This window comes from Stenotrophomonas sp. 93052_Sma (assembly GCF_056481145.1).
The window spans coordinates 3,069,095-3,093,490 of the sequence record NZ_CM151134.1 but is presented as its reverse complement, the minus strand read 5'-3'; the positions used below and the strand labels follow the sequence as shown (position 1 = coordinate 3,093,490).

The following is a 24,396-nucleotide window of genomic DNA, read 5'->3' as shown; positions in this document are numbered from 1 at the left end:
TGAGTTTAGCCGTCCCGAAGCCCTGGACACCGCGCCGCTCTCTGTTTGCATGGGGGAGAAGGAATACAAACGTATTCCAGAAAGGAGGGTGCATGAAGGGTTGGGACCGGGCGTGGGACATCCTGAGCGAGGTTGGTAAGTTCACCCTGGGGATGTCGGCGCTTTTTTGCGTCCTCTTCACCATCGCCGTTTTGACGGAGAAGCTGGAAAAGAAGGATGCGGTAACCAAGAGGGCGCAGGCGATCGAGGAGGCGATGCCCATGGCTGCCGAGATCATTGCCGTGGCCGACGAGGGCGTTCCCAAAGAATGCTCCGATGGAACGTGGGAAAAAGATGGGCTGACTTGCAGGCTGAACGAGGCGCGTGTGGCGGCAGCCGACAATTTTAAGGTGCTCTACCGGATGAACGTGCCGGGCACTGAGAAGATAGAGGCTTACAAGCTCTTCCAGAGGGGAGAGGATGAGGTTAAGCGCTACCAATGGGCGGTTTGCCTGAAAGGCGACAACAAGGAGTTGGTGGATTGGGAGGCCGACTACGCGCTTGGCGCTTATGAGTTTTCGAAGAACATTCTGGAACGTCCTTGCAGCCATTCCAGCCAATACCCTGAGGCGTGCAAGAAGGAAGGCCTCTGGTGATTGATCTCTCGTGCCTCTGTCGCCAGGACATCATCGCCCACGGCATTTCTTTCAGTGCGCTGTTGGGGACACCTTTGGACAGGCTTCGCTGGGGCGGTTCGTGCCTGTCTGTGTTGAAGTTGCGCGGACAGGTGACCGAGCAAGCCATGCGGCGCTTCGCGTTGGGCCAGGACTTCGATGGGATTCAGCAATTGTGGGAGGGCGCCGCTCATTACGAAAGTGCAGCGGGCTACCGGGTGGGGTTTCGCCTGCCGGAGGGATTTATCGATGAGTTGGCGATGGCTGACGCGGAACAACGCGACCTGCTGCGGTTCGCCCACCTTCGAGCCGTTGGACGTGCGTTGTTGTCGCTGGCATGCCAACGGGATCACCAGGTGCTGTTTGTCGCGTCCGATCGCTTGGGGGGCGACTGGACGCATCACTGGCTGTTCGCCACCGCCTGCGCCCCCGACGGAACCTGGGAGCGCCTGACTGAGGCCTTGCGCGTTGGGTTGGGCCCCGCGCCCGATCGCCAGGGCCACCTGGGCGGGGTTGCGCTGTTGAATTGCAGCGAGTAAGTCGGTGTTGGCCATGCGTCCTCCTGACCCACTGATTTTCCGCTGTAGCGGAAACGCGCAAGGGGAGGGTGACAGTTTGGCAAACTGTCGTGCAACCCCAGCGTTTTTCCGCTTTAGTCAGTAAAGCCCTCTGGACAGGATGTCCCTTTCTGCTTGCATGGATCTGAAGGGATACAAATGTATTCCATGGGGGGCTGACATGAATTTCGTGGCAAGTATAAAAAAGGGTGTGCGGGGATGGTTAAAGGATTTGCGTAACCCACCAAATCTATTTCAAGAGCCGATCTGGAAGGTTCGCGTGGAGTTCCTTGTATTGACGCTGCTGTCTCCAATCCTGATCCCCCGCTATGTCATTGAGAAACGCATGGGTAAATGGAGAAGGCATCGCCGGATGCCACCCATCTTTCAGCTATTCGACCGCGAAGGAGGGTTCCAGCTGAGGGAGCTTGAGCAGTTGATTGCAGATGGCGCTGATGTGAACGCTCGGGAGCGAAAAGATGGAAAAACGCCACTTATTCTTGCTGTTATGCAGGACAGTCCATGGGAAGAAAATGGGCGAAGGTGGCTCGAGGTTTGTCGCGTGCTGCTCGAAGCTGGCGCAGATCCGGACGCGGATTACGACTGTGGCGAGATAAGGCGGTCACCTATCTATTTCGCCTATCTGGCGGGCAACGTGGAGCTGCTCGACCTGTTGTTGCAGGCAGGGGCCAATCCGCGTTCGAAGGCTTGGTTGCAGTTTGTCAATGCAGAGCCACGTCCCGATGCGTGGCTCGAACAGCAACGTCCGGAAATACGCGATCGCCTATGCAGATGGGAAACGGAACAAGAGGCCCTGCGTTTGGATGCGACTCTCCCTGGCGCAACGAAAGCCGTTCCTAATAGTAGGGCACGGCTATGAGGGTGATCCCATGAACCTGCAACTCACCTGCCTCTGCCGGGAGGACGTGTTCGCCGATGGGTTCGCCTTCGCAGAACTGCTGGAGGCGCCCTTGGCCGCGTTGCGCTGGGGTGGTGCGTGGTTGACCCAGTTGAAGCCCGGTGGGCCAGTGACCGAGGAGGCCATGCGGCGCTTCGCTATGGGCCAGGATTTCGATGGGCAGCAGCGGTTGTGCGAAGGCGAGGGCCACCACGCCCGGGCGGCGGGCTACCGCGTTTCGTTGCGCCTGCCCAAAGGGTTCGCGGCGTTACTGGACACCGACGGCGAGGAGAGGGCACGGCTACAGGCTGCCCACCGCCATGCGGTTGACCAGGCGCTGTCGTTCCTGCCGTTCCAGCGTGATCACCGGGTGCTCTTCGTTGCATCCGATCGGTTGGAGGATGACTGGACGCACCACTGGTTGTTCGCCATCGCATGCGCACCGAACGGAAAGTGGGAACGGCTTGCGCTGAGCTTGCGGTTGGCGGCCAGCGAGGACGCTTATACCCACGCCATGGGGGCCTTCATGGAAGCGTTGCTGGAGACCAAACGATTGGAGCGCTTCTTCCGCCCAGCCCCCGTGGGCCGACTGAGGCAGAGGCTGTGACGCTGACGTCCAAGCCTCCCTTGACGGCCGTGCTGCCGAAAGTGTCCCTTTCTTCAACCTTGCGCCAGGCATTGGCCGCACGCGCTAGAGCAGCCGGGTGAGCGAGAGCGAAGCCGTGCGCCAATGGCTCACCGCCTACCTGGCGCGCCCCCAACTGCTGCGCTCTCCCGTTGCCGGCCCCAGGGACGACCGCTTGCCGCCTATCCGGGCTTCCCGAGACCTGGCCGACCGCGTCCGCCGCGAGGCGCAGCGGCAGCACGTGAGCGTGGCGGAACTCATCCGTCGGGTGGTTGCGTTCCACGCGTTTTGAGGCGCAACTTGGCCACGCTCGGCGGGTGCCACTTGCCCTTCGCCAAGCGTTTCTGCACGAACGCGCGGTAAGCCTCGGGGGAGGGCGGCGACTTGCGTTTGTGCCGGCGCATGTTGCAGAGCCAGCAGGCGGCAGCGATGTTGCCTACCACGTCCTTGCCGCCCTCTTGCTGGGCCACCAGGTGCTCAGCGGTGCAACGGAGCGGCGTGGCCGTTTTGGCGCTCAGGCCGAACGGCCTTAGTTCATCGGGAGAGGCGTTCCACATCGGCAGGCTGCAATAGCAGCACCGGCCCTTCTGGGCGAGGAAAGCCTCGGTTCTCAACCGTTGGAGTTTGGGCATGCTTAGATCTCAAAAAACAGGAAAAACCATCCCGTCGTCGCTTGTGCGATCGAATCGGGAACCTGTTGCCTTGAGCTAAGCAGGCAATACGCCGGGGGCATTTCCCCTCGCGGCAAGGGAGTTATCGCGCCCCAGGGTGGTGGGTGTCAAGATGGGGCCCGTTCGGGTGGCCATGCTAGGAACGATGGGCTATAACCGTTGGATTCCCTACCGGAGCGCTCCTTTGGCCCTGACCACCCTGAAATCCCTCAACGCCGAAATCAAACAGCTCTAAGCCCAGAAGAAACTGGTGGAGAAGCGCGACGGCGAGGTGCCCAAAGCCCTGGCGGTCCTGCAGAAGTATGCGAAGGTCCTCAGTCCGGCCCAGCGGCGGCAGGTGGCCAAGCTCATCGGAGAAACGATCGACGCCAAGCCGGCGCACGCCGCCAATGCTGCCCCGGGACCCCGAAAGGGCCGCAAGCTGGGCAAGGTCGCGCCGAAGTATCGCCTCCCAACCGGTGAGACGTGGGCAGGTCGGGATTTGGCCCCCAAGGCCTTCACCGCGTGGGCCAAGTCCGCCGAGGGCAAGGCGTGGGCTCAGGCCAACCCCGGAGCGAAGTTCCCCCGGCCCATGGCGCATCGAAGAAGGCACCGGGCAAGGTGGTCAAGAAGGCGGGCAAGCCGGTGAAGAAGGCCGCCCAGAAGGCCGTCAAGAAACTTGCGAAGAAAGCCGTCGCCAAGAAGGCCGGCAAGAAGGCCTGATCATGCGCGGCCTGTGCCCCAAGAAGAAGAGCCGGCTCTCGCCGCAAGGCAAAGCCATCGCGGCCGCCCACGTGCTGCTGGACAGTGCCGAGGGCCGATTGGACGAGAAGGCCGCCGGCAGGCGCTTGCGCGAGGAAGTGGGCCTCCAATGGTCCTACCTGACTTGCATCCAATACCTGTCAGGGCAAGAAGCCTTGGCGGCCATTGAATCGCTCCCCAAAGGGTGGGAGGAAAACGGGCGCACCCAGGGGCACCTGTTTGGGGCTGCAGTCATGGCTGCGCACACGGTGGCCAACCTGCGTTCGGACGGCAGCTCGTTGTGCGCCAGCTACTTGGCCCAAGAGCTCAAAGGGAAAACCGTGGAGCAGTGGCTGGCCGAGAAATTCGACGTGTTCCGGGAAGAAGTCTGACACCGGATGCCCATGGGCCCCTGATGGTGGCCCGAAGAGCTTTGGTTACCGTGGGTGTGCCGTCGAGGCCATCTCACCCGGCAACGGGGGACGGGGGCGAGAATCCCCATTCAAGCGCAGATCACCGCGGTCACACGCGAAGGGCCTTGGTTCGTCTGGCTTGCTGTTGCATCTGGTCCTGCATGCGATCAAATCAGGATGCAGCGGTAAAGGCCTAAGTCTTGATATCGAAACTGATGGGTGAGGGTGTGGTGCGGCAGAGGGAATTGAAGCTAGCTGCTGCCTGCCATTGGCCTCAGCGGCTAAAGCTGATCGGGCGTAGATGTCCGCCGGAGGCTTTTTCTTGGCGCCTCATCCGCGATCGATTGCGCACCAGCGCCGCATCTACTCGGTTGATTTTAGAAGCGGCGGGGAAACTGTGTCGAACGGTCAACGTGCGGGAGTTGACCCATCGGTAACGTAGCGGCCAGTGTCGGATGATTCTTCCGAAAGATTGGCAAGGCTAACTGATGGAAATAGGCACATTGCCTGAACCGTTCAATCAACTCGACTTGGCTGGGGTAGAGCGCCGATGCAGGGGTACCTTTGGGTGGATTCATAGGCAAACGATCGGCAGATGACTTTCACGCCGATGTCACGCGGTTGCGGCGATCTTCACCCCCAAGCGGACAGGGGGCCGCTGAGCGCCAATGGCCCGGGCGCTATGACTTGCTGCCAACCCGTGGGACTGTAGGACCCCATCATGGAACTACTTTTGTCTCTTGCTATGGTTATCTTGGCTTCCGCAACTGGTCTGGCGCTGCTCCAGCTTGTAATCGCGCTCTTCAAGGCGCCGTCCTGCCGGGAATGGTTGCGCCGCAGGAGAGCGAGATGATGCGTTCGTTTCACTACGCCTACCAGAAGGCTCGCGCTTGGCACAGCTCCGTAGCGACATCGATTTGGGCCGGAGTCCGCTATTCGTTGACGGGCGACACCGGCTATTTCAAGTCGCACGGTGGCTGGCGTCTGTCTCGCGTGCACCGGGGGTCTGAATCGGCGGAGCAATGATCGCTTCGGCTGAGCCTGTCGGGCCGCCAAAGGATTTAAGCCCTACACAGCCCGCTCGGTTTGTTTCGCTTACAGATCGGCCGTTTGTGGTGCGTGGAGCCCATCTACCCGGACGGCCAGAATGACGGGCGGCGCGCAGGCGTTGCTCTCACCGCTGCCGCTGTCGGATACTGATCCTGTCCATCGTTCGTAGCTCGCAATTCGCGCCGCCCACGGAGCCACAAGAGGGACGAATCGATCAATCAGGCCAACAACGAGCAGCCCGATGATACGTAGCAAGCTTGCTCACAGACGCGTTCTCGCCGAGGGCGGACCGATTCTGGTGTGGTTGACCTCGTTTAAAAATCATTACGTATTTACCGCCAGTGGCATCGGATTGTCTGGAAAATACGGTGTGGAGCTACGGCAGGACACGAAAGCAAGTCGGAGAGCCCTCCAAGCGCGCTTTGCGGGGTCGAAGTTTCACGAAGTGTTCGTGAGCGATGTGCCAGCTTCGGTGATCAGTGTCAACCGGTCTCTGACGTCGGCTGGGCCGCGAGACGGGATATTCTTCCTCTGCAACACAGAGGTCGTCCAAGCCGCGGTTCTCGCGCACCTCGGGGCCGTGATCCCTAGCGAGGTCATCGCTCTTGCAGCCAACTTGAGTCGGGGACGGGGCTAGCCATGGTGCACTCTTAAAGGTTCAGGAATAGCGCAACTGAAAACTGAAATTCAAGCTGGCCTGCGTTTTGTACACAGCTGATCCACGTTGGCCGGCTTGCACTGGTGCCGAGTGAAAGGTAGCCCGTAATGTCTAAGTGTGCGGTGGTGTTCGTAAGCGCGGCTGTGGAAGAGATCGGTGAGGAGCGCTTGCCCGAAGTCATGCGTGCAGGCCGAGAGTTCAATGCCAAGTGCGGCTCGCGTGCAGTTGTATGCTTCGACGGCAGCAGGTTTTTAACGTATTTGGAAGGCACAGCGAGTGCGGTGGCTGCGAGCTCCGTTTACACCCAGTCCTTCACCCTGCATACCGAAATCGTTGAGCTGGCGCGGGGATCCATCCAGCAGTTGCGGTTCCCTGCGCATGCATTGCTCTTCCTGCGGATTTCAGAAGCCGAGCTCAAAGCACTGATGAGGTCGAACTGGGTGAATTTCTCCCAACGCTTCGGAGGGAAATTCATCCCAGAAACGGGGATGGAGCGGCTTGCCGCATTGGTCGGCAATCGTCTCGATGACGTTCCGCAGTGATGGGTAACGGATTTCCTCTGTAGGCCGCCCGATTCACGTTGCACAGTGGAAGCAGGGGAGTCATGAATTTGAGGCATTCGACAGGGGCATGCCATGCGGTTGGAATTTACTCACAGCCACATCTACCCAGGGGCCACCGCGTCCCTGACAGGCGAGCAGGCTGAACTGGGCGAGAGAACCACCTGCTTGGTCGAGCTCAGTGACGGCGTGGTCCTCTCGACCAGCTGTCTGATTCAAGGGGGGGAGATCATGCTATTCATGCCGGACTACCTGACCGCCCGTGGGGCAAAGATTCCGGCGAAGGACTGGGTGCTGCGGAAGGATCTGGAAACAGGCGCCTGGAAGGCAAAATCAAAGGTTGCCGTGTAGCACTTGCTGCTCTTCCCGACCCGTCAGGTTGTTGGGTCTGAAGCAATCTTAGGAGCGTGTCATGCCAAACCGTGCGGTGGTTTTTGTGAGTGAGGCCAGCCCCTACCTTAGCCTTGGGCGGCTGGTTGAGTTGATAGCCGACGCGGAGCGGTTCAACAGACAGGCCGGCGTGACCGGGGTGACCTTGTGCGACGGGGCCCGGTTCCTGTCCTACCTGGAGGGTCCACCGGATGGCCTTCGCGTTGCCTACGCCAGGGCATCCGAAGTGCGCAGCCACCTGAACTTCATCGAGTTGGCACGCGGGCGTGTCTCGCAACGTCGGCTGCCGCGGTGGCCTATGCGGCTGTTTTTGGCCAAGGAGGGCCAGCTGCAGAGCATCGCGATGGCAGACTGGGCCAGCTTCTCTCAGCGGGGCGATGCGGACGCAATGAATTCAACGGCGATGGATCTCCTTGTGCGCTTTGCCGAAAGCAGAAGTCGTCCCAACTAGCTTGAACCAGCTGCTGACCGTGTGGAAAATTTGACCCGACCTTGTGGAACGGCAATCCACATGAACGTTCTCTTCGTGGACATTGAAACCTCCATCTGTGAGTTGGTTGGAGTCGAACTAAGAGAGCTCGGCTATGACGTCGAATGCTTGGAATTCAGCTCAGGAGCCTTGCGCGCAGCGCAAGCGGGGCACGTCGACGTCGTCATTCTGGATGTGCCCGCCAGCCCTGACGCCCGGCGCAGTGCATACAAGTTGGCAGACGAACTTCGGCGCGATGGCATCGCTTTCTTCTTTACCTCCACGCTTCATCCGAACGATGTGATCAGCCGGCACCGGGATCGGGGTGTTTTGTCCAAGCCCTACGGCGTCAAACAGATCGATTCCTGGATCGAGGCGCTTGGCAAAGATTGCAGAGGCGAACCGGCAGGCGCGCACGTGCGCTAGCTGACTGGCAACATGCATCCGCCCTTTGGAGTGCATTGGACCGCAAGCCTTCCTCTTTACAGTGGATACGCTGGAAGCGAACGTCGCTGCTGCCCATCAATGCGCGCTACTTGCATGATCAGAAGCACTGTCGTTCAGCACCGTCACTTTCAAGACGGCGACCAGATCGTTGTCCTGCAGACAGCGTTCAAGAACTGGCTCCTGAATACGTCGTTCGCCATTGGATTTCCCGACTCCAGCAATCGGCCGCTTTCTGATCGAGCGGAGCAGGCCAAGCGCGCTGTTGGCCACGGCGAGCGAGATCAAAGGCCACAGTTACCAGGAGGCCTTCGTCAGGTCTCCTTTCGCCGCGCTTATCTCCATTCATAGCGCGTTGAGTGCTTCAAGCCACGGCGACGCCGTGTTCTTCCTGTGCGCCGACGAAGCCACGTCGGAAGCATCTCCAAAAAACTGATGCTGGCATTCGCCATAACGACCAGCATGACCTTGGCGTTGGGCATCTTCACTATTGTCCGCGCGTCACATTCGAAGCAGGAGTTGTCCAGGATTGAGTCCGTCTGGGCGCCTGGCAGCTATGCCATCGGAGAGATGCGTGCGCAGTTCGGCGATCTCCGCATCTACGAAACCTCCCAGGTCAGCGAAGCCACTTCCGCTGAGGCCGTCAAGCAATACGAACAGCGGATCGTGGCGGGCAAGGCCAAGATCAACGAGCTGGTGAAGCAATACCTGCGGTCCTTCGCCGATGGCGAAGATGCCGCGTTGTTCAAGCCGGTCAGCGCTGCGTTGAGCGATTACTTTGTCATCCACGATCAGCTTCACGCTGCGCTCCTCGCTGGCGATGCCGAGGCCGCGCAGACGATCTCGGTGACAGAATCCAGGGCAAAGCGCGTGGCGCTGTTCGACGCCATGGATAAAGTCAGCGAATACAGCCTTCGCGGCATGAAGGCTGAACTCGCAACCAACGCAGCAAGCCTCAACAACCTGATGTCGATCACAGGCTTGGTCTTGGCGGTGCTGTACTTGGTCGCAAGCGTGCTGGGGTGGGCGATCAGCCGTTCGGTCACCCGGCCCATTGGTGAGGCGTTGCCCGCTATCCGCAGCGTGGCCAATGGCGACCTCAACGTGCGAACCGACTACCAGAGCCGCGATGAGGCGGGCCAGATGCTGCTCTCCCTCCGTCAAATGGTTGCCACCTTGGAGCGTTTTTCGAACGACACCAAGGTCATGGTCAAGCTTCACGAGGCCGAAGACATCTCGCACCGGATTCCGGAGGACCTGCCCGGTGTCTACGGCGAGCTGGCCAAGGGCATGAACACAATGGTGTTCGAGCACCTTGAGGCCATCCTGGATGCCATCCAAGTGCTCAACGAGTATGCGGCCGGTGACCTGCGGCGTGACGCGCGACGCCTGCCCGGCTCCCGGGCGTGCTCCACGAATCGATGGACGCTGCCAAAGCAAGTCTGCTGGCGATCAACACGGAGATCAAGCGGTTGGCAGTGTCGGCTGCCGACGGCGACTTCTCCGCCCGCGGTAACACGTCTGCGTTCCAGCACGACTTTGAATTGATGGTTTCGGACCTCAACCGTCTGATGGAGACAGCTGACCACAGCCTCAGCGCCGTCTCCACCTTGCTTCAGGCCATTGCCTCTGGCGACTTGACCCACCGCATGGAAGGCGACTTCCGCGGCGTCTTTGCGACGATGAGCGAAGACGCTAACGCGACCGTGGCTCAGCTGACCGATATCGTCTCCCGCATCCAGCAGGCATCCACGGCAATCAATACCGCGTCGACGGAAATTGCCGCGGGCAATGGCGACTTGTCGCGACGCACCGAACAACAAGCGGCCAACTTGGAAGAGACGGCGGCGTCCATGGAGGAGCTTACCTCCACCGTGCACCAAAACGCTGAGCATGCACGCCAGGCCAGCGAGTTGGCCAGTGGGGCCTCGCGCGTGGCCGGGCAGGGCGGTGGAGTGGTCGGGAAAGTAGTGGAGACGATGGGGGGTATCGAAGCCTCGTCGCGCCGCATCGGGGACATCATCTCCGTGATCGATGGCATTGCTTTCCAGACCAACATCCTCGCACTCAATGCGGCCGTGGAGGCGGCTCGAGCCGGGGACCAGGGTCGAGGGTTCGCCGTGGTGGCCTCCGAGGTGCGCACGTTGGCACAGTGCTCTGCCTCTGCAGCCAAGGAGATCAAGGGGCTAATCGAGGACTCTGTGGCCAAGGTCGCTCAAGGATCGGCGCTGGTTGACCAGGCTGGCCAGACGATGTCTGAGATTGTCAGCTCGGTTGAGCGCGTGTCCAACGTCATTGGTGAGATATCTGCCGCCTCTCAGGAGCAGGCGTCGGGCATCGAGCAAGTGAACCAGGCTGTTTCTCAGATGGACGAAACGACCCAGCAGAACGCCGCGTTGGTGGAAGAAGCGACCGCCGCTGCCCGATCCATGGAAGACCAGTCGGTACAGCTGGCAACCGCCGGCGCGGTCTTCAAGGTGAATGAACGCGCGCAGGGAAAGACGCCAGCCACGGCCAGTGCAAGCTTGGCCAAGCCAGGTGCTGTGGACGGCTCCCGCCTTTCTCAAACCGCCTACGCGGGCAAGCCAACCCCGCCGAAGGCATTGCCAGCTCGTCCCGCACGGCAGGTATCTGCGGACGCAGCGCACTGGCAGGAGTTCTAACCGCCCTTCCAAGGCCAGTGCGAACGCATGGTCGCTCGCAGGGCATGGTTGACCGAAGTTGCCGCTGAAGTCACCGTGGGTGAGGCCGCCTGGATGGCGGCCTCAGACCCGCAAGCGCGCCGAAAGCTCGGCGCCTTGCGCCGTGAGGCGGCGAGGCGGCAATGGCATTGGCCGAGGTTACGGCCGCCCGATGGCCGCTCCGCTTTGGCAGTTCAGCGGCTCGGAGACGGGGGAATGCCAGCCAATGGTTCCCTCAGGATGCCCAGCCATGGCTCGACGATCTCCTCGAACGCGAAGACATGGTCCCGGTGCTGGTCCATCCCTTGGAGGTAGTGCCGAATGCTGCGCTCAAACTCGTCTGCGACGTTGGCGTTGCCGGCGTTCGTGCGAAGCAGGAGCACTGTGGCGGCTTCCAGCGCCGCAACACGTATATGCATGCGATTCATTGCTTCTTGAAGACGCAAAAATGCGTCCCTGACCTCGTCGTTCACCAAGCCCTCCGCGAGCAGGCACATCAACACAGAAGAGGATCAGTGGCTGCTGCTTGAGCCCGGGATCGTCAGGCGAGCACGGTTGGCGGCGATCAGAAGGGCATTGCCAATTCGCTCCGCTTGCGTCGGAGTCATCGTCGAGCCGCACATGGTCGAGTCACCGGCCGCGTTGCGAACTTGGTAAAGCCCGAGTGCAACCACTGCTGTTTCGGCGTCAATGCCGACTTCAAACCTGTCCAGTGGGAACCACGTTGCTCCGTCGAATTTCTCCATCGAGCGCCCCATGCACGGAATCGCGTTGTCAGCCAGAGATTACCGCAAAGCGTGGAACTTGGAACGCGCGCGAATCGGTTGCAACTGAAAGCGGCAGCACCGTGCAGCATTGGGCAATCAACCTGAATCGATCTCCAGCCGTTGCTGAATGGATAGGGCACGACCAGGGTCAATGACGGCGACGCGTTTGCCGTTCCCCAGCTGCACGCCCTGCGGGCAGAGCTCAGCGAATCGGTCGCTGTGAGCGGCAGGCTCGGCACGCCAGGCAGACAGGCTCTCGATGACCAAGACTTCGTCCACTGCAAGGGCGAACAGCTGAACCGCGGATTGAACCAACAGCATTGCTGGACAACCCGTCCCGACTGCATCGCCTCCGGTGATCAAGCCCAGATCAACCACAGGGACGTCTTGCCCTCTGATCGAGACTACAAACTGGCGGTCCCGGGTTCGGGTCAGCGTCTCTGGTCCGCGTATTTCCACGGCCGACTCGACATCCACACCGAACAAATCGCAGCCCACACGCACAATCACCAGCTCCAGCAATGGCTCTGATGAGGCCTGCAGAAATGGATCATAAGGCAGGGGAACGGTCATGGTTTCTGTGGGCAAAGACCAAAGGGCGATCGCATCATGCCCTTAATGTGTCCACCGTGGCAATTCATGCCCTAGGAAATCCGAGGCGTTCAGATTGGCAGGCCAAGGGCCTCACTCTGACAAGACCTGCCCGTCGTCCGAAGACGATGGGTTAGCGGTGGCTGTAGCGTTCGTGCCGGCCATTCGCTTCATGAACTCTTCCAACCTCATCCGGCTCACCGCTTGGTGGTTCTGGCAGTGTGGGCACACCATCACACCGGCGCCTTCCAAGTCCGTCAGGCCCTCGCCCGGTGCTAGCAGCGAGGTGAGACCACAGCTGCTACAAGTGGCCTCAACAGCATGCAGACGCGCCAGAGCGCCGTCGGAGGTCAGTTCTCCATTGACAAAGCGAAGCAAAAAAAACCCGGTTTAGCCACGGGTAGGGTCCTGAAATAGGCCAGAGGCAGTCAGCGGCCTCAGCGATCTCGCAGACTTCCTGAAAGCGATACGCACGCTGCAGGATCCTTCCGCGTGCTTCCATCCGGGACGGTTCGTCGGCTGGAAGACCGAGTATCAAACTCCCTCGGGTCAGGGCGCAAGGAGCTCGGCCAACTCAATGGCGCTGATGGGTCTGGAAAGCGCGAAACCTTGAATTTCGTCACACCCAAGGCCTTGGAGCTTGGCGACCTGACCGTTCGTCTCGGCTCCTTCAGCGACGGTCGAGTAGCCCAGATCATGGGCCAGACCGACGATCGCTTGGACCTTGAGCAACGCGCGTTGGTCTTCGGAAATATCGTCTATCAGCGACTTGTCGAGCTTGAGCGTGTGAATGGGCAACTCGGTCAGGTATCCGAAATTGCTGTAGCCGCTGCCGAAGTCATCCACCGCGAGCCGAATGCCTGACGAGGCCATCCGCTTGAGTTGCTCGCCCGGCAGCGAGTTGACCCGCAGCCATTCTCCCTCGGTGATCTCGACCTCCACGTCCTGGCAATCCAACCCCTGCGCGTGGATTTTGGCCACGAGTTCATCGGCCATTCCTTGCCGCGCGACATTCCGAGCGGAGAGGTTGATGGAAAGGCTCAACGCAAGGCCAGCACGCTTCCATTGCGCCAATTGTGCCAATCCTAGGCGCAAGCGAGCGGCCCCTGGGGGCACTGGTGGCCGCGGCCACCCAGTCGCGTTACTCAATCTCCCCCGATTGGCAGCAGGAGCAGATTTATCGCCAAGGGGACATGGCCGAGCTCAAGGCCACTGGGGGCAACTGGCGTCAACAGCTGATCCACCCCGAGGACAGGCCCGCGGTGGAATTGGCCATTGCTCATGCCCCGGAGTTGGCGTCGCCGTTGGAGGTAGAACACCGCGCCTTGTTGCCAGACGGCTCCGTCCGCTGGATACAGTTGCGGGCAGTCCCGTTGATGGACAGCGAAGGCAACGTGAGCGAGTGGTTCGGTGCAGCCTCCGGCATCACCGATCGCCGCGTGGCTCAAGAGCGTTTGCAGCAGTTGACCGCAACGCTTGAAGAGCGGGTGCAGGCCGGCACTGACGAACTGATGGCGATGGAGGAACGGCTGAGACAGGGCCAGAAGATGGAGTCCCCCGGCCAACTGGCCAGCGGCATTGCCCACGACTTCAACAACATGCTCACCGGGGTCTCCATGGGCTTGGAGCTGTTGGAGATGCGCGTTGGCCAAGGCCGTTTGGAGGACCTGGGTCGCTACGTGGAGATGGCTCGAACGGGGGCCGACCGAGCTGCAGCGTTAACCCAACGACTGTTGGCGTTCTTTCGCCGGCGGACGTTGGCACCGTCGGCCATCCACGTGTCGGCCATGGTGAACAGGACGCTCCACATCCTGGCCCGCTCCATCGGGCCCTCCATTGAGATCGAGACGCGGTCGGATCAAGTGGAGGACGTCGTGCGGGTGGATGCTCCGCAGCTGGAAAACGCCCTTCTCAACCTGTGCATCAACGAGCGCGATGCGACGCCGGATGGAGGGCGCATCTCGATTGAGGCCGAGCTCTCACACGTCGATGGCGGACTGGCGGAGCGTTTGGTGCTGACGCCTGGACCCTATGTTCGCTTGTCGGTCCGAGACACGGGAACCGGCATGGACGCGAGCGTTGTTGAAAAGGTGTTCGAGCCCTTCTTCACGACCAAGCCGATCGGGTAGGGCACGGGGTGGGGCTTGCCGATCTACGTATTCACGCGCCAATCCGGCGGTCAGGTGGCGGTTGACTCCATCCCTGGGGTGGGAACCACGATGCACCTTTATTTGCCGCAAAGCACGGCTGATACCGATGACCGAATCCAGGAAACGCCCGCGCTTCCCCCAGCCACGTCGCCTGGTCGCTCGGTCCTTCTGGTAGAAGACGAGACCGCCATGCGCACGCTGGTGAAAGAGGTGCTGAGCAGTTTGGGCCACCGCGTGAAGGCGGCTGCAAACGGCAGCGACGCCCTCACTGTGCATGCCAGCGAAAAGCACTTTGATTTGCTGATTACGGACGTGGGCCTGACGGGCTCGCTCAATGGGCGGCAGGTGGCGGACGCGGGCCGGCAGCGCCGTCCGACACGCCGGTGTTATTCATCACCGGCTATGCAGCAAGCGTCGCGGTAGGAGCCGGCCAGCTTGAGTCTGGCATGGAGATACTCACCAAGCCGTTCGCCGCGGGGGAGTTGGAAAGAAGAGTGACCGAGTTGTTGCTGGAAGCCGTCAAAGCGTCGAACGAACCGTTCCCAGCAACTCCAGCAGCGTGAAAGCTTCTTGAGCAGCATAACGTCGTTTTCGAGGAAGTGTGGGTCTGCGCCGGAAACGCCCCCGTGACCGGTGACCAGCAGGACCGTCACGGAAGGGTGGCGTGCCATGGCGTGCTTGGCGAGATCGTGCCCGTTCATCCCCGGCAGGCCCACGTCGGAGATGAGGAGATCGAAGGCGGGTTGCTGTGCCAAGCGCTCCACAGCCGCTTCAGCGTCTCCGACCGCAGTGATGTCATAGCCGCTGTCTTTGAGAACGTCCTGCATCGATTCGCGGATGGCGACGTCGTGCTCTACAAGAAGGATGCGAGGGTACGAGAGGCAGTCATAGCAAACCTGGTTGATCAAAAATTCGAGGAATCATGCAGGACGGGGAGTAAAGCGCTGGTGCATCCCTGTGATGACGGCAATCACGGGAAGGCGAGGGCGCCGTCGCGCCTTGACGCGGTTTTGCCGCGAGGGCTGGATACTCAATCCCCACCCCCTCCCGCCTGGACACTCCCACTATGGCCCGATCCGCCCCCGATTTGCCGGCAGCGTCGCCCCACGCCCTTCGCGTCGAAATCATGCCGCTGGAGTGCGGTGATACCGCGGTGATCGTCGAATTTGAATCCGAACCGCCCGCGTCGTGGCGAGCTCTTCTGACGAAGAAGTTGGCAGACGTGGAGGGGCTTGAGCTGGCATCCGCCCAGTTTGAGGGGCGGGTTCTCTACGTGCTGGGTGCGGAGGGGGGTAGGGGAGGAAGCGTCCACAGGGTGAGTCAATTGTTGCGGTCTCTTCCCGGACGTCCTGGGGGCTCAAACCTGCTGGATGAGCCTGTGAGCCGGGGCGTCCCGGGGCCGGAGCAGGCTCTAGCGACGCACGCCTGAGCGCGTTGTTCAAAAGACGAGTTAAACGCCCGGCCGGAAGATAGGCCGAGCTCGGTTCGATGGCGCTAGCATCGCAGATTGATCACGCAAGGCAGCTATGTACGTTGAGGTATACCACCGGGTGGGATTTTGGGCCCGGATCACCGGGGCGGAAGGTTGGCGCTGGCGGCTGGTGGCGCCACGCGGGCATGTTTTGATGGCTCCCCGGGAGACGTTCGCCAGTCGGCAGGCGTGCTTGGCGGCCTTGGCTCTGCTGCAGATCGGGCCCATTTCAGCGGTGGAGTCGGCCGGAGATGCCCCGAACGCGGTGGGCGCGGCCCCCTCACTATGTCCCGCCCTTTCAACGCCATGACGGCCACCCCAGGTTGGGCAGGTCACGGTCACATCGCCGGCATCCAATGAGGACTGGGTCTGATCCATCGGGGGGCATTTCGCTTGAGTGTGACTCCCCGCGTCGCAGGAAGGCGATCAGTTGAGGCCAGCGGCGTTCGCGTGCACACTGCTTTTGAACAGTCAGGGTTCGAGGGCCATGGGTACTTCCAAGCCGGGCAAAGATTTAGAACGGGTCACCTTGTCGGTGGGAGAGCACGTTTACACCTCCGAGATCTGGCGGCTCAGTGAAAGCCGTTGGGTTCTTCTCGCTGTCGAGGTCCATGGCGTCGGAGGGCGCTCGGATTTGAGCATCAAAGCGTCGTCGTGCCTCCATGCGTTGGACGCGGGAGAGCGGATTGCGTCTGAGATTCTCAACAACCCCTATGGCTGAATTGGCGTTGGAAGGTTCAATCGACTGAATGGATCCCAAGGACGGCAGATGAGCATTTTGAACGTGTTGCTGAGTGCCGATCACTTGGCTGTGACCGTCGATACCCTTGCGCAAGATGCTCAAACCGGGGCGCACTCAGAGGGCGCCAAGTTGCTTCTGCTGCCTCAGCACAACGCCGTCTTGGCCACGCGTGGGTCGGCCCAGTTCTTCCTAAGAATCTACGAGCTCTGTCTCCAAGCCAGTTTTCGAGCAGACTTCACGATAGAGCGGCTGTCCGGCGAGCTTGGCGGCGTGATTGATCGCCTCTGGCCAAACTACGTGAGCGCGGCGGCAGCCGCTGGCATACCCATCAGCGCTATGCACACCGAGTTGGTTTTGGGCGGCTGGTCGGCGCACGCCCAGCGCATGGTTGCCACCGCTTATGCAAAGTCCGAAGATGGCCGTCCCGCCGTGGTCCAAGCGCTGGTGGGAGGCTTGGCGTCGCCAGGAGAGCCCTTGCGGAATCAGCCAGCAGGCATGGGACGGGCGGAGTTGATGGCAGCAGGACGCTTGCAAGCCGCTTACCTCAACGGCGACAGCGAGCGGCCATTAGCGGGCGGTCGTCTGTTGGCAGCAATTCTCTCAAAGGGCCAAGCAACCGTTCTCGATCTGGGAGGTCTCTAGGGGGCAGGGCAAAGCGTCGATTTGCTCGGCCACGGACCTCAGTCCATGACGCAAGCCAAGCAGAAAGTCTGCATTGGAGCGTTGGCTGGGGAGGCACATGGATGTCGACGATCATGGGCATCAGGTGGGCCCATGCAAGGCGCACCGCGGTGGGATTGGCAGAACTGGCCACCAAAGCCCTGACCGCATACTCCAAGGCATTGGTTTCGCCCTCAGCGTTGGGCAGGCGCCTCTCGCACTCGCTCAGGCGGAGCTCCAACTTGACCAACGCCTCCGTCTCAGCCTTGTGCATACCCCTCCTCCATTGGCTGGCCACCGAATCGCGGTCTGGCAGCAGGGTGGCCCCAAGCTCAAGCGTTGGAAACCGGTGAGCGTTCCGCTTGACTGCACCGTCAATCGGCCCTTTCGGGCCAGCACACAGCGGTCCACTCTTCAATCAAGACTCGCCATGCGCGGGTGGTTAGGTTGGGGGCAAAGCTTTTCCAACCTCGCGCGTGCCACCGCCTAGCGGTTGTCACAGAGCGGGCAAGTGAGCACGGCGGCGCCGTCCAAGTCCAGCAGGCCATGCCCTGGAACCGATCGCAGTTGGCGGCCGCATTCCAGACAAGCGCAACTGATCCGCGTGACCTGCAAGAGCGAGCCGTCGGCCCGCCGCACACCCTCAACCTGATCGATGAAGAAACGTCTAATGTTGGGCATGAAGATGAACAAAAAGCTGAACAGAGCGGAATGCATATGATGCACCGCGACAACCCCACCGGAACCAGATGAGACAATTGGATTCTGAAGAATTCATCTACGGGGTCGTCCGCGCAGTCCGCACGCCAGATACCGCTGTCCGATCCCTCTATTGCCGTCGCAGGAGCATGATAAAGAGGCGGGCTGCACGGCGACAGCCTTAGGCACAGGGAAGTAACCGAGCGGCGCTGTTGGAAAGCGCTGAGCCAGTTCGTTAACCAGCAAAAGGCCAGACCGGCGCCCAGTCGGTTGCGACCACTGCTGAGGGTGTGTGTCGCGCGTTGCCCTAAAGAGGCCGCCTGCTAGGGGTGCCGATCACGACGATGCCCTGAACTGCCGGGGCGTCACCTAGGGGAGGGGGAGTCACCCCTTTGGGTTCGGCGGCGCCAACTGGGGTCAGCGCCATAGCGGAGATTTTCACGATTGTCGCGTCCATCGGACGCACGGACATCTTGCTAGGGCGAACGTCAAGCGCCAGTGAACGCGCTCGGGTCGACCCGTGCGCGAGGGCTACCCAACTTGGATGGCGGCAAGCGCGTCTTTGGTTGAGAGAGGGCAGCCATAGTGCCACCCTTGGCCAATAGCCTCTGGAGCAATCCGGTAGAGCAGCAAATCTTGCGCCTCTGATTCGACGCCTTCTGCGATGACATCCAGCCCAAGCTCACGTGCGATGCGATACATCCCTGGCAAAACGGGCCGCAGGGGGGAGTCCTCGTTGATAGCGGCCACGAACATGCGATCGATCTTGATTCCTCGAAACGGCGATTGGGCGAGGCGGGAGAAGTTGGCGCTGCCGGTCCCGAAGTCGTCGATCAAGAACCGGTATCCCAGAACAGAGAGGGCCTGCATGTTGCTCTTTGCGGCAGCGGACACGAGTTCTTCCCGCTCGGTGATCTCGATGCGAATTTGCTCTGGCAACACGCCAAAATCGTTGGTGACGCTGCCGATGTAGCGAACGACGCACTCTTGGGCCATGTCCACGGGCTCGGCATTGATGCTTACGTAGAGGTTCCTATGCTCCCTCAGCGCGGGGGCGAGATCATTCATGGCACGGGCCAGCACGTATCGAAAAAGATCAGGACTCAGGCCGAATCGGTGGGCGATGGGCACGAAGATGGCCGGCGGGATTTCATCGTCTCCCGGCGGGCGCCAGCGGCTGAGCGCTTCAAATCCCACGAGCTCCCGCGTGCCAATTCGACGCAGTGGCTGGTAGGCCAGTTCGATCTCGCTGCGCTTCAGTGCAAGCACCAACCGTTGCTGGATGGTTTGCCGAGCCGTGATTTGGTGTTTGATCAGCAAGAACGCGAGCAAAAGCCCTACCGAGGCACCCGCTGCCAGGATGGTGGTGAGCAACGCCGAGGGCAGTTCGGACACCACGTGCCTAGGGCTGGTAACGAACGCGCAAACGTCGGCCACCCGGCTGCAATGTTGAGCTTGGACGAGAGACGGGCTGCCGACGCGGCTGGTCGGGGACAAGGTGCGGAATGTAAACGATCGGTCCTTCGTTTCGATGCTGATGGAGCTGCTGCGCGCAGGGTCCAAGCTCTCGAAGGCAGACGGGGAGGACACGGTGAACGTGTCGCCTTGGGCGATCAGATTGGACCCGGTGTAGGGGGAGCCAACGAGATCCGACGCGTGCCAAAGCCGGACAGCGCCGCTGGAGAAGCGTGGGGCGGGGAGGGTGTAGGGGCGCGAGCGCCCCCAGAGAGCGCTGCAGACAAGGCGTCCGTCTCGGATGCGACCGATGTCGCTCATGTAGATGGAGCGGAACGCGATCTCCTTTAGTGAGTCGATGTCGGTGTCGGAGCAAGGCGGCTGTCCGATGCGAGAGGCTTGTTCGGCCGCTACGCGCCGGTCACGAGATATGGCCTCCGCGCGCGTCACCGCGGCTTCCGCCACTGCCTCCGCCCCTTCCTTGTCACGCACGTAGAGGATGGCTTGGGCGACCGCGAGCATCGCCAAGAGGCACACCGCCGTGGCTCCTATTACGGTCGAGACGTAGCGACGCCGATTTTCTCGAACGCTCAAAGCAACCCCCGATCTGAAACGCGCCATCGCTTCGCTTGGCTTCTCGCCTCATTTACCTTGTTACAGGTTTATCGGCAAGCTTTCCATGAACTTCAGCCCCAGCTCCACTGGCTTGCAAGCCTCGATCGAACAACCATGCATCTGCGTCTGAACTGTACAGCAATAGGCCGTGAGCCCGGCGATCGCCAGCATTGACACCTGCGGCGTCTGTTACGAAGATCAATACGGTTGCACGGATGGCGCAAGCGGGCACTTGGTAGCGCCTAGGCTTGCGAGAGCACGCCTGCGCTCTCCGTCAGACACGCCATGCCCTTGTGCTATGGTGCAAGGTGCGGACGGGACGGCTGTCGGCAGCGTCGGGTGGGCGATGGCGCTTTCTGTGCGGTCATGGGCGCGCTAGGTTGCTCTTTGATCAGCCAAGCGAGGAAGGCAAGGCGGTCCGGGAGAATTTCAGGTCGAACGCCCAAGCGCAAATTGCACTCGAATTCGTCGAAGTAAGCCATTCCAGCCGAGAACTCCGCGTTGTTCGGTCGCATCGATTTGGCACTGGCGATTGGATCATCCACGGTCCCGCAGCAACACGCCTTCAGCATCTCCATCAGCTGGGACTTACCCAGCTTGGTGAGTCCAAACTGGGCTGGCTTGCCCGGCTGGAACCAGACCAGGTCTTGATCACACAACGCCGTCAGCCTCGCTGGCGAGGGACGAAACCCCTGGGCAGCCATGCACAGGTCTGCGAACTGATCAAGATGAACGGTCATAGCAGTGGTCGTCTTTGCTCATGAAAGGCCTTTTTTCACTGTGATCCCCTGCGATCGAAGGCGCAAGCCTCTATGCGTTCAGCGTTGGCCGAGGCTTCGACCGTCTTTAGGGGCGGCGGCGGCCCTCAAACCGCTCGAGCGCTCCCTTGCTGGCGCACCCGTCCAGGGAGCCCCGAGGTGGGACCGGGAAGCCCATTGGCCGATGATCGCCAAGGTTCGGCCGGCAGGTTCATGCTCAACGCCCTGCCAGTCAACGGGGTGGTCGCGCTCCGCCTCCCGGAGCCCAAAGACGCCTGAACCCCACGGGGCCCTTCGGGGTCCCTTTCATTTCCTAAGAGAGAACGCCCGTGACGACCATCAACGCCCAGTGGTGCACCGCCTTCAACGCCGCTCTGCAAGCGCACTTCGCCCTCCCCATCCAGAACGCGGGGCTCACCGACACCGAGTTGTCCCGCTACAGCGACCTGCAGCCCAAAGAGGCTGCCCTCACCTTTGGCGAAGACCACGATCTGGAGCGCGTGGATCGCGGGTGGTTTGGCTAGCCGCTTTGGCTGCCATGCCATGCCAGACAAACGCCACTGGGACCAACTCGGCTCGGGCAGACTGTGAGGGGTGTCACGCAATCGGTAAACTGTGCCCGCGCCAAGGTAGGCGCTATCAGGGGCACCATGAAAAAGTTCGTTCTTCCTCTCGGCATCTTGCTGCTGTCAGGCTGCGCCACGTTTGCGCCAGCGCCGCCGCGGCAGGTGGCTTTGACCACCACTTTCGATCCCAGCGAAGTTGCTTGGTTCTCTGAGAAAGGCACTGGCGCCATCAACGGCCAAGCCTTCTTCCAAACCCGGGGTGGTCAGCCCAGAACCTGCGCGGGGTTGGAAGTCTCCTTGCAGCCCAAGTCCGGCTATGGTCGCGAGCGCCTGCTCGCGCTTTACGGCAGTGCCGAGAGCGGGTATACCACCGTGGGTTCGGCCAACGTGCAGTTCATCCCTGACAGCGCCGATTACAAGCAGGCGCGTAAGACATCGGTTTGCGACGCCCAAGGCAATTTCAGTTTTACTGGGCTGCCTGCAGGAGAATATTTCCTGACCACCGGCATCATGTGGTCCGTTCCCGGTCAAGAGTTCATGCCTCCGCAGGGTGGGCTTTTGATGCAAAGCGTCAAGCTCTCGGATGGGGAATCCACGCGAGTCATCATGACCCGTTGAGGTTGGCCGCCGCAAAAACACCACGCCTTCAGCCGGCAGGTGAGTGAAGTGGACTGAGTGGGGGGGCATTGCGTGCCCCCCGAGTCAGTCAGCCAAGAAAGTTGGATGCTCGGTCGCGCCCTTGCCCAAGGGCATTGAATTGTTGAGTCAACGCCTGCAGCCCCTGCTGCAAGGTCGTGTTGTAGGTGAGCGTCTGGTGGCCGGCATGGGCGTCGGCCATTCCCGCGAGAGCCATGTTCCAAGCGACAGGCAGTAGTTGGGGGCTCGGGTGGCTGGCAATGATCGTTCGCAGCCCATGACCTGCCCCCTTTCTCAGGGCCACTAGCTACTTAGTAGAGTCCAGGTTGGGGAGCATACCGCTCCGGTGGGTCAGGTTTCGATCAGCGGTCGAACCAGTCAAGGCACCTTCGTTGCGCAGCGCGGCGGCGAACTCGGCAGGCGTGCATTTGGGCAGTGAGCTGTGCGGACGCACCTCGTTGTAGTCCTTGCGCCAGATGGCGATTACCGCCCGTGCGTGCTCGAGCGAGATAAACCAGTTTTCGTTCAAGCATTCGTCCCGGAACTTGCCGTTGAAGCTCTCCACATAGGCGTTCTGCGTGGGTTTCCCTGGCTGGGTCAGCACAAGCGTCACGCCGTTGGCGGTCGCCCACTGGTCCAGCGCCCGGCCGGTAAACTCGGGTCCCTGGTCGGTCCTGATCGCCGCGGGGTAGCCGCGGAAACGGCATACCGCATCCAGGATGTCGGCCACGTTCTGGCCATTTATCCTCCGGCCGACGGCGATTTCCACCGCTTCCTTGGTGCAATCGTCCACCACCGTCAGGCACTTGATCGGGCGCCCGTTGGCCAGGGCGTCGAAGACGAAGTCCATCGACCAGGTGTGGTTGGGCCCCGACGGCAGCTGCAGCGGACGGCGCTCGACGGCCACGCGATCGCGCTTGCGGCGCTTGCGCACCGCCAGGCCAGCGTTGCGGTACAGCCGGTAGATTCGCTTGTGGTTGGCGATCCAGCCCTCCCGTTCCAGCAGGATGTGCAGCCGTCGGTAGCCGAACCGGCGACGTTCGCCCGCCAACGCAACGAGCCTGGCCTGCAACGGCGCGTTCGCCATGCGCGGCTGGTAGTGCAACACGCTGCGTGACAAGCCCAGTGCCCGGCAGGCCCGCCGCTCCGACAGGCCCAGCTTCGCCCGCACGTCCGCGACGGCAGCCCGTCGCGTCGGCGGGCTCAGTATTTTCCCCGCGCCACGATCCTCAGCGCTTCGTTGTCCAACATCGACTCGGCCAACAGCTTTTTGAGCCGCGCGTTCTCCGCTTCCAGTGCCTTCAGGCGCTTGGCGTCGGGCACATCCATGCCGCCGAACTTGCGCCGCCACAGGTAGAACGACGCGTCACTGAAGCCGTGCTTGCGGCAAAGCTCCTTGACCGGCGTGCCGGCGGCCGCCTGCTTCAGGAAGCCGATGATCTGCTCTTCGGTGTATCGCTTCTTCATGTCCGTCCTCTTGTGAGACGGACTCTACTAAGATCAGGTTGGCCCGGAAAACGGGGGGCAGGTCACCCATACTCCAACGCCTTGAGATATCCGCGATGGGCTTCCAGATCGACTTCGCAGGCATCCAATCGCGCTGCCAGGTCTTCTAGGGTTTGGGCCATGATCGGGCTCGACAGGGGGGAGATGAGGCCCGATAGTGGCAGAAAGCCGCCAGACTTTTGCGATGAGCATCCTCAACGTTCTGCTGAGTGCCAACCAGCTGGTTGTGACCGTGGACACATGGGCCGAAAACGCGCACAGCGGACAAGCTTCGGCGGGAGCCAAACTGCTCCTCATTCCCCAGCACCAACTGTTGCTGGCGACCCGTGGGTCAGCCCAGTTCTTCCTTCGCATCTACCAACTGTGCCTGGAGGCAAGTTTTCGGGCCGATTTCACGATGGAGCAACTGAGTGCTGAGCTCGGGCTCGTGATCGATCAGCTTTGGCCCAACTACATGAAGGCCGTTGCCGAGGCTGGGTTGCCGGCGGAACACTGCACCACGGAGTTGGTCTTGGGTGGTTGGTCGCCCAAGAACGGCCGGATGATGGCCACGGCCTATGCCAAGCACGACTTGACCGTTCCAGCGGTTGTCCAGCCCATAGGAGGACAGCTGGCGTCGCCCGGCGATCCGCTCAGGGAGCGGCCGCCCAGCATGGCCACCCAGGAGCTGCTGGTGGCAGCGCAGCTCCAGGCTCGATACCTCAACGCCAGCATGAGGCGGACCGTCGCCGGCGGACGGTTGCTATTGGGCTTTTTGAAGCCTGGCCAGGCGGTGGTCAAAGACTTGGGCCCGATTTAGCCCTGCCAATTTCGTCAGTCGAACCGTTCAAAGCAATGCCCCAGTCGAGCGCCGGCTGACGGGCAAGTGCAGCCGCGCCTGCAGCGTGATCGGGCTTTTCTCCCAATTTTTAGCTTTAGTCAAAATAACCCCCTTGTGGGTTTCGCGTGTCGGTGTATCCCAAACGTATGACGTTCGCGATGCGTGCGTCTG

27 protein-coding genes and 1 pseudogene are annotated in these 24,396 nt (G+C 61.3%); 18 read left to right on the top strand and 10 right to left on the bottom strand.

Annotated elements, in window-relative coordinates:
- Positions 1-92 precede the first annotated feature (92 nt).
- The 4 genes from ACZK2V_RS14575 (at position 93) to ACZK2V_RS14560 (ending at position 2,715) form a co-directional block, all read left to right on the top strand.
- Positions 93-635, top strand: coding sequence for a hypothetical protein (locus tag ACZK2V_RS14575; RefSeq protein WP_061478946.1), 543 nt, complete (start codon positions 93-95; stop codon positions 633-635).
- Complete coding sequence (locus ACZK2V_RS14570; RefSeq protein WP_061478945.1) at positions 632-1,192, top strand: hypothetical protein; 561 nt, start codon at positions 632-634, stop codon at positions 1,190-1,192. The genes ACZK2V_RS14575 and ACZK2V_RS14570 overlap by 4 nt, the downstream gene beginning before the upstream one ends.
- Before the next feature lie 199 nt (positions 1,193-1,391).
- Positions 1,392-2,090: an ankyrin repeat domain-containing protein gene (locus ACZK2V_RS14565; RefSeq protein ID WP_157805965.1), complete on the top strand. Its 699-nt coding sequence runs from the start codon at positions 1,392-1,394 to the stop codon at positions 2,088-2,090.
- Between the two features lie 10 nt (positions 2,091-2,100).
- A complete protein-coding gene (locus ACZK2V_RS14560) occupies positions 2,101-2,715 on the top strand; it encodes a relaxase domain-containing protein (protein ID WP_157805966.1) in 615 nt (204 codons plus the stop codon).
- Between the two features lie 275 nt (positions 2,716-2,990).
- Here the strand turns inward: ACZK2V_RS14560 and ACZK2V_RS14555 are convergent, their stop codons facing one another.
- Complete coding sequence (locus tag ACZK2V_RS14555) at positions 2,991-3,365, bottom strand: HNH endonuclease (protein ID WP_082783308.1); 375 nt, start codon at positions 3,363-3,365, stop codon at positions 2,991-2,993.
- A gap of 743 nt (positions 3,366-4,108) precedes the next feature.
- Here ACZK2V_RS14555 and ACZK2V_RS14550 point away from each other — a divergent pair.
- The 5 genes from ACZK2V_RS14550 to ACZK2V_RS14530 all read left to right on the top strand — a co-directional run bounded on the left by ACZK2V_RS14550 (position 4,109) and on the right by ACZK2V_RS14530 (position 8,090).
- The gene (locus ACZK2V_RS14550; protein ID WP_061478942.1) at positions 4,109-4,516 is read left to right on the top strand and encodes a hypothetical protein; all 408 of its coding nucleotides are present in this window, start codon (positions 4,109-4,111) and stop codon (positions 4,514-4,516) included.
- A gap of 1,836 nt (positions 4,517-6,352) precedes the next feature.
- Positions 6,353-6,787 carry a BLUF domain-containing protein gene (locus ACZK2V_RS14545; protein WP_006375649.1) on the top strand — a complete coding sequence of 145 codons (435 nt, stop codon included), beginning with the start codon at positions 6,353-6,355 and terminating at the stop codon, positions 6,785-6,787.
- A 93-nt stretch (positions 6,788-6,880) separates the two neighbouring features.
- Positions 6,881-7,156, top strand: coding sequence for a hypothetical protein (locus ACZK2V_RS14540; RefSeq protein WP_049452609.1), 276 nt, complete (start codon positions 6,881-6,883; stop codon positions 7,154-7,156).
- Between the two features lie 61 nt (positions 7,157-7,217).
- The gene (locus tag ACZK2V_RS14535; protein ID WP_061478940.1) at positions 7,218-7,646 is read left to right on the top strand and encodes a BLUF domain-containing protein; all 429 of its coding nucleotides are present in this window, start codon (positions 7,218-7,220) and stop codon (positions 7,644-7,646) included.
- Between the two features lie 60 nt (positions 7,647-7,706).
- Entirely contained in the window at positions 7,707-8,090 is a 384-nt protein-coding gene (locus ACZK2V_RS14530) for a response regulator (protein WP_046429004.1), read from the top strand.
- 96 nt (positions 8,091-8,186) lie between these two features.
- Here ACZK2V_RS14530 and ACZK2V_RS14525 read toward each other — a convergent pair whose 3' ends face one another.
- Entirely contained in the window at positions 8,187-8,396 is a 210-nt protein-coding gene (locus ACZK2V_RS14525) for a hypothetical protein (RefSeq protein ID WP_486322537.1), read from the bottom strand.
- 147 nt (positions 8,397-8,543) lie between these two features.
- On the opposite strand from ACZK2V_RS14525, the pseudogene ACZK2V_RS14520 reads away from it, so the two are divergent.
- A pseudogene (locus ACZK2V_RS14520) lies at positions 8,544-10,771 on the top strand (methyl-accepting chemotaxis protein).
- Between the two features lie 212 nt (positions 10,772-10,983).
- Here the strand turns inward: ACZK2V_RS14520 and ACZK2V_RS14515 are convergent.
- From ACZK2V_RS14515 to ACZK2V_RS14500, 4 genes are all read right to left on the bottom strand, one after another.
- Positions 10,984-11,262, bottom strand: a complete 279-nt coding sequence (locus tag ACZK2V_RS14515; protein ID WP_125892001.1) for a hypothetical protein — start codon at positions 11,260-11,262, stop codon at positions 10,984-10,986.
- A gap of 39 nt (positions 11,263-11,301) precedes the next feature.
- Complete coding sequence (locus ACZK2V_RS14510) at positions 11,302-11,535, bottom strand: hypothetical protein (RefSeq protein ID WP_125892000.1); 234 nt, start codon at positions 11,533-11,535, stop codon at positions 11,302-11,304.
- 117 nt (positions 11,536-11,652) lie between these two features.
- Positions 11,653-12,129, bottom strand: a complete 477-nt coding sequence (locus ACZK2V_RS14505; RefSeq protein WP_046272126.1) for a chemotaxis protein CheW — start codon at positions 12,127-12,129, stop codon at positions 11,653-11,655.
- Positions 12,130-12,696: 567 nt separating this feature from the next.
- Positions 12,697-13,191, bottom strand: coding sequence for an EAL domain-containing protein (locus ACZK2V_RS14500; protein WP_459062152.1), 495 nt, complete (start codon positions 13,189-13,191; stop codon positions 12,697-12,699).
- A gap of 74 nt (positions 13,192-13,265) precedes the next feature.
- Between ACZK2V_RS14500 and ACZK2V_RS14495 the strand changes: the two genes are divergently transcribed.
- Positions 13,266-14,276 (top strand): sensor histidine kinase, encoded by a 1,011-nt coding sequence (locus ACZK2V_RS14495; protein ID WP_082783306.1) that lies wholly within the window; start codon positions 13,266-13,268, stop codon positions 14,274-14,276.
- A 15-nt stretch (positions 14,277-14,291) separates the two neighbouring features.
- Positions 14,292-14,720: a response regulator gene (locus ACZK2V_RS14490; protein ID WP_065427813.1), complete on the top strand. Its 429-nt coding sequence runs from the start codon at positions 14,292-14,294 to the stop codon at positions 14,718-14,720.
- Here the strand turns inward: ACZK2V_RS14490 and ACZK2V_RS14485 are convergent.
- Entirely contained in the window at positions 14,684-15,205 is a 522-nt protein-coding gene (locus tag ACZK2V_RS14485; RefSeq protein ID WP_061478936.1) for a response regulator, read from the bottom strand. The genes ACZK2V_RS14490 and ACZK2V_RS14485 overlap by 37 nt on opposite strands.
- A 1,050-nt stretch (positions 15,206-16,255) precedes the next feature.
- Between ACZK2V_RS14485 and ACZK2V_RS14480 the strand changes: the two genes are divergently transcribed.
- From ACZK2V_RS14480 to ACZK2V_RS14470, 3 genes are all read left to right on the top strand, one after another.
- The gene (locus ACZK2V_RS14480) at positions 16,256-16,489 is read left to right on the top strand and encodes a hypothetical protein (RefSeq protein ID WP_106468504.1); all 234 of its coding nucleotides are present in this window, start codon (positions 16,256-16,258) and stop codon (positions 16,487-16,489) included.
- Between the two features lie 48 nt (positions 16,490-16,537).
- Positions 16,538-17,152, top strand: coding sequence for a hypothetical protein (locus tag ACZK2V_RS14475; protein ID WP_032971128.1), 615 nt, complete (start codon positions 16,538-16,540; stop codon positions 17,150-17,152).
- A gap of 564 nt (positions 17,153-17,716) precedes the next feature.
- Entirely contained in the window at positions 17,717-17,923 is a 207-nt protein-coding gene (locus ACZK2V_RS14470) for a hypothetical protein (protein ID WP_164170796.1), read from the top strand.
- Between the two features lie 477 nt (positions 17,924-18,400).
- Here ACZK2V_RS14470 and ACZK2V_RS14465 read toward each other — a convergent pair whose 3' ends face one another.
- Complete coding sequence (locus tag ACZK2V_RS14465) at positions 18,401-19,846, bottom strand: EAL domain-containing protein (protein ID WP_235650041.1); 1,446 nt, start codon at positions 19,844-19,846, stop codon at positions 18,401-18,403.
- Positions 19,847-21,026: 1,180 nt separating this feature from the next.
- Between ACZK2V_RS14465 and ACZK2V_RS14460 the strand changes: the two genes are divergently transcribed.
- Both ACZK2V_RS14460 and ACZK2V_RS14455 read left to right on the top strand, forming a co-directional pair.
- On the top strand, positions 21,027-21,221 hold the full coding sequence (locus ACZK2V_RS14460) for a hypothetical protein (RefSeq protein ID WP_061478933.1): 195 nt from the start codon (positions 21,027-21,029) through the stop codon (positions 21,219-21,221).
- 126 nt (positions 21,222-21,347) lie between these two features.
- Complete coding sequence (locus ACZK2V_RS14455; RefSeq protein WP_061478932.1) at positions 21,348-21,881, top strand: hypothetical protein; 534 nt, start codon at positions 21,348-21,350, stop codon at positions 21,879-21,881.
- Positions 21,882-21,969: 88 nt separating this feature from the next.
- On the opposite strand, the gene ACZK2V_RS14450 is transcribed toward ACZK2V_RS14455, so the two are convergent.
- A complete protein-coding gene (locus ACZK2V_RS14450) occupies positions 21,970-22,101 on the bottom strand; it encodes a hypothetical protein (protein ID WP_486322536.1) in 132 nt (43 codons plus the stop codon).
- 105 nt (positions 22,102-22,206) lie between these two features.
- Positions 22,207-23,366, bottom strand: a protein-coding gene (locus ACZK2V_RS14445; protein WP_086009122.1) for an IS3-like element ISPa39 family transposase whose coding sequence is annotated in 2 segments (ribosomal slippage) — positions 22,207-23,108 and positions 23,108-23,366 — 1,161 coding nt in all. Because the reading frame shifts where the segments join, the coding sequence is not laid out codon by codon here.
- 223 nt (positions 23,367-23,589) lie between these two features.
- On the opposite strand from ACZK2V_RS14445, the gene ACZK2V_RS14440 reads away from it, so the two are divergent.
- Positions 23,590-24,204, top strand: a complete 615-nt coding sequence (locus ACZK2V_RS14440) for an apurinic/apyrimidinic endonuclease family protein (protein WP_111008259.1) — start codon at positions 23,590-23,592, stop codon at positions 24,202-24,204.
- The last annotated feature ends 192 nt before the right edge of the window (positions 24,205-24,396 follow it).